At 48.7% G+C, this 3,794-nt stretch carries 4 protein-coding genes; all 4 read right to left on the reverse strand.

Annotated elements, in window-relative coordinates; genetic code table 11:
- On the reverse strand, nucleotides 1-1,085 hold a 1,085-nt coding region (locus tag Q0241_RS09415), incomplete at its 3' end, for a dihydroxy-acid dehydratase (RefSeq protein ID WP_299376537.1).
- Nucleotides 1,086-1,096: 11 nt separating this feature from the next.
- A complete protein-coding gene (locus Q0241_RS09420; RefSeq protein WP_299376539.1) occupies nucleotides 1,097-2,404 on the reverse strand; it encodes a TRAP transporter large permease subunit in 1,308 nt (435 codons plus the stop codon).
- Between the two features lie 15 nt (nucleotides 2,405-2,419).
- Nucleotides 2,420-3,001 (reverse strand): TRAP transporter small permease subunit, encoded by a 582-nt coding sequence (locus Q0241_RS09425; protein ID WP_299376541.1) that lies wholly within the window; start codon nucleotides 2,999-3,001, stop codon nucleotides 2,420-2,422.
- Nucleotides 3,002-3,123: 122 nt separating this feature from the next.
- Nucleotides 3,124-3,794, reverse strand: a 671-nt coding sequence (dctP, locus tag Q0241_RS09430) for a TRAP transporter substrate-binding protein DctP (RefSeq protein WP_299376544.1), incomplete at its 5' end; no start/stop codon positions are given.

Raw genomic sequence — 3,794 nt, forward strand, 5'->3', positions numbered from 1 at the left:
CCTCGCCCAAATAAAAAATCAACGTAATAATGTGAATTTTCGTGGATCAAGCCTTTGGATATCAGTTCCGAGACCACGGCTGCAACGCCACCTGCCCTGTGGAAATCCTCGGCAAGATATTGTCCCGCAGGTTGAAGATTGACGAGTAAAGGCACATCCAGACCATGTTTTTCCCAGTCTTCAATATCGAGTTCAACCCCAATATGTCGCGCAATCGCTGTTATGTGGATCGGCGCATTCGTTGACCCACCAAGTGCAGAGTTCACGACGATGGCATTTTCAAATGCCTCTCTTGTCAGAATATCCGAGGGCTTGATGTCCTTGTTCACCAGCTCAACGATACGGCGGCCGGTTTCATAGGATATCTGCCCACGTTCACGATAAGGTGCTGGAATAGACCCCCCACCCGGAAGCTGCATGCCCAACGCTTCGGAAAGCGAGTTCATGGTCGATGCTGTCCCCATTGTGTTGCAATAGCCGGCAGAGGGTGCGGAATCTGCGGCGCGTTTCATGAAATCTTCGTAGTTGATCTCTCCCTTGGCATGCAGCTCACGTGCTTCCCAAATCGCCGTCCCGGACCCGCAAAGACGCCCGCCTGAATAGCCATTGAGCATTGGTCCACCGCTTAACACAATCGCAGGAATATCAACCGTGGCCGCCGCCATCATACAGGCTGGTGTGGTCTTGTCGCATCCGACGGTCAGCACAACGCCGTCCAACGGATAGCCGTAAAGCACCTCGACCAGTCCCAGATAAGCAAGGTTACGGTCCAGTGAAGCCGTAGGTCGTTTACCTGTTTCTTGTATCGGATGAACGGGAAATTCCAGTGCAATTCCCCCGGCGTCACGAATACCATCACGTACGCGCTTGGCCAGTTCAATATGGGGGCGGTTACAAGGGGAAAGATCTGACCCGGTTTGTGCAATACCGATAATAGGCTTTCCGGATTGAAGCTCTTCGCGGGTCAAGCCATAGTTCAAATAGCGTTCAAGGTAGAGCGCGGTCATATCGGGATGATCAGGATTATCAAACCAAGCCCGGGATCGTAATTGTGGTTTTTTCTTTGACGTCAGTTTATTTGGCATAAGTCACTTCCTTAGCGGCCGGTCAAGCCTGGGAATGCGATAAGCAAGCCCACGGCGACAATCTGTATACAAATAAAGGGGAGTAGTGATCGGAAAATAACACCTAGACTAATGTCAGGCGGTGCCACTGACTTAAGATAAAAGGCCGCTGGCCCAAAAGGAGGCGAGAGAAAACTAACCTGCATATTCATGGCAAAGAGAACACCGAACCACACGGGATCATATCCGAGTGAAATCACAATCGGCACAAAGATCGGCATGGTCAAAAGTGCGATACCAACCCAATCAAGGAACATGCCAAGGACAAAAAGTATCAGCATCATAACCAGGATAATGACGATACCGTTGTCGGAAATTCCTGTAATTAAGCCCGAGACAAAATTAATCCCGCCCATAAGATTAAAGACCCCGACCAACGCACTTGCGCCAATACCGATCCAGACAATCATCCCGCAGGTCGACAGTGTTTGAACCGCTGCTCCCTTGAACATGGTAAAGGTGAACTCGCCACGGATAATGACAGAGAGCAAGACCCCTGCGACGCCAACAGCCGAAGCTTCTGTGACAGAAGCAATCCCTCCATAGATCGACCCAAGAACAAAGATCACCACCATGATTGGCAGAATAATCCCCTTCAGCAATTTTAGTTTGTCTTTCAGGGGAATAGGTTCAACTTCGGGCGCTGGCGCCAGATTTGGGTTGAGGTAGCAGCGGATTAAAACATAAGCAACATAGAAACTTGCCAACATCAATCCAGGAATAAAGGCCGAGGTAAAGAGGTCACCAATGGAAACGCTGGCTGTTAATCCGTAAATAATGAGCACAATAGAAGGCGGCACCATTGTTCCAAGAGATCCCCCGGCGCAAACGACACCAATGGCCAGGTTCCGATCATACCCCTGACGAAGCATCTGCGGCAGAGCCAACAGACCCAGCAGGATGATCTCTCCACCGATAATCCCACTCATAGCGGCAAGCACAACGGCAACAAATATCGTCTGAATGGCAACCGATCCTCTTACGCGGCCCCCGACAAGCTTCATGGCATCAAACAGATCCCGTGCAATCCCGGATCGATCCAACAGCGCGGCCATCAGAACAAACATGGGCACCGAGACAAAAACAAAAGAGGACACAAAAGAATAGACCCTGCTGGTGATCAGGGGAACGGCCATGGGGCCAAACCACCCCAGTGCAAACACCAGCGCAACAAGGAGTGTAACAAAGGCAAGTGGCATGCCGGTCATCAATAGGACCAACAGCATAACAAACATGACCAGCGTCCCGTATTCAACGCCGAGCAAAGAAAGATCAATCATCATTTAGTTCCGGTATCAGGCGTCTTTTGGGGATGGTTTATTACGGATATGAGAAAACGCATAAACGATGAATTGCACGGTCATCACAACCAGCACGGCAAGAAGAAACATTTTCAACAAGGCCGGGATTGGTGGGTTCCAGGCACTGCCACTGGTTTCAAATCGCAATTCACCACCTGGGGTATAAATAGCGCGTTTGACCAACAACCAAGCGGCATAGGAAAAAAAGGCCGTCGAAATGGCACAGGTAATATATATACCAACATCCAAACAGCGTTTCACCCTGGGGCCCACGTAATCATAAATAATCACGACGCGGATATGCTTGTTGTGAGAGGCCGAAAACAGGCCACCAAAAATAAATCCGACAGCACAGAGAAATGTTGTCGTCTCGTGTGCCCAAAGCGTCGGGGCATCAAAAACATGACGCAAAACAATTTCGTAAATCAATATCGCCATACTTAAAACAAAACCAAAGGCAAAAACGGAACCCAGTTTATTTATCAGGCTTCCAAAGCGTCCAGATTCCAACGGGACTGTTTCTTTTTCAAGCGCCTCTAGCTGATCCAGAGGCTGGTCATTTTTTTGATCAGTCATAACTTACTCCTGGTCACGACAATACGAAGGGAAAACCTAACCTGAGTAATCTGGCCATAAAAAATATTTCAGGCCAACCAATTACATTAGGCGCGGTTCCCCCTCGTACTGTAAACCTCTTATCAGATTAGGCCCTGACTTGTGAGGTACCCAAGAAGAACATCATATACCTTTTGCGCATTTTCAGAACGGGATGCCACTTTTGCCCATTGATCTTTCGCAATTTTACGGAATTTTGCTCTCTCTTCACCCGACCAGTTGTGAATCGTCAACTCTGGATCTTGGCTGGCTTCTGCAACAGCCTTCAGATCTTTCATCGCCAATTTGGATGTCATATCTATCGCAAAATCACGCACTGAAATTTCTAGAATTTTTTTGAGATCAGCGGGAAGTGCATCACACTTTGTCTTGTTCATAGAAACTTCGATCATCGGCATAGAATGGAAGCCAGGAAACACAGGATGTTTAGCAATGTCGTGCATGCCCTGTGCATGGTTGGTTGAAAACACAGTGTAATCAGCAGCTTCGATTACTTTTTTATCCAGCGAAGTAAACACTTCCGAGCCGGGCAAATTCACCGGCGTAGCACCAGCAGCAGCAAAAACTTCCTGTACCATACCTTCGGGCGCACGCATCTTAAGACCTTTAAGATCGGCAACACCGTCGAGTGGCTTTGCGGAAATGAAAGCTTCAAGCCCCGGTGTGGTTGCGCCAATAAAGTGCAGGCCGTATGGCTCTAGAATTTCGTTCATCAACTCTGAACCGCCGCCATAGTTGATAAAACGCAGCATTT

The sequence above is a fragment of the uncultured Kiloniella sp. genome, assembly GCF_937128705.1.
Classification (GTDB): Bacteria; Pseudomonadota; Alphaproteobacteria; order Kiloniellales; family Kiloniellaceae; genus Kiloniella.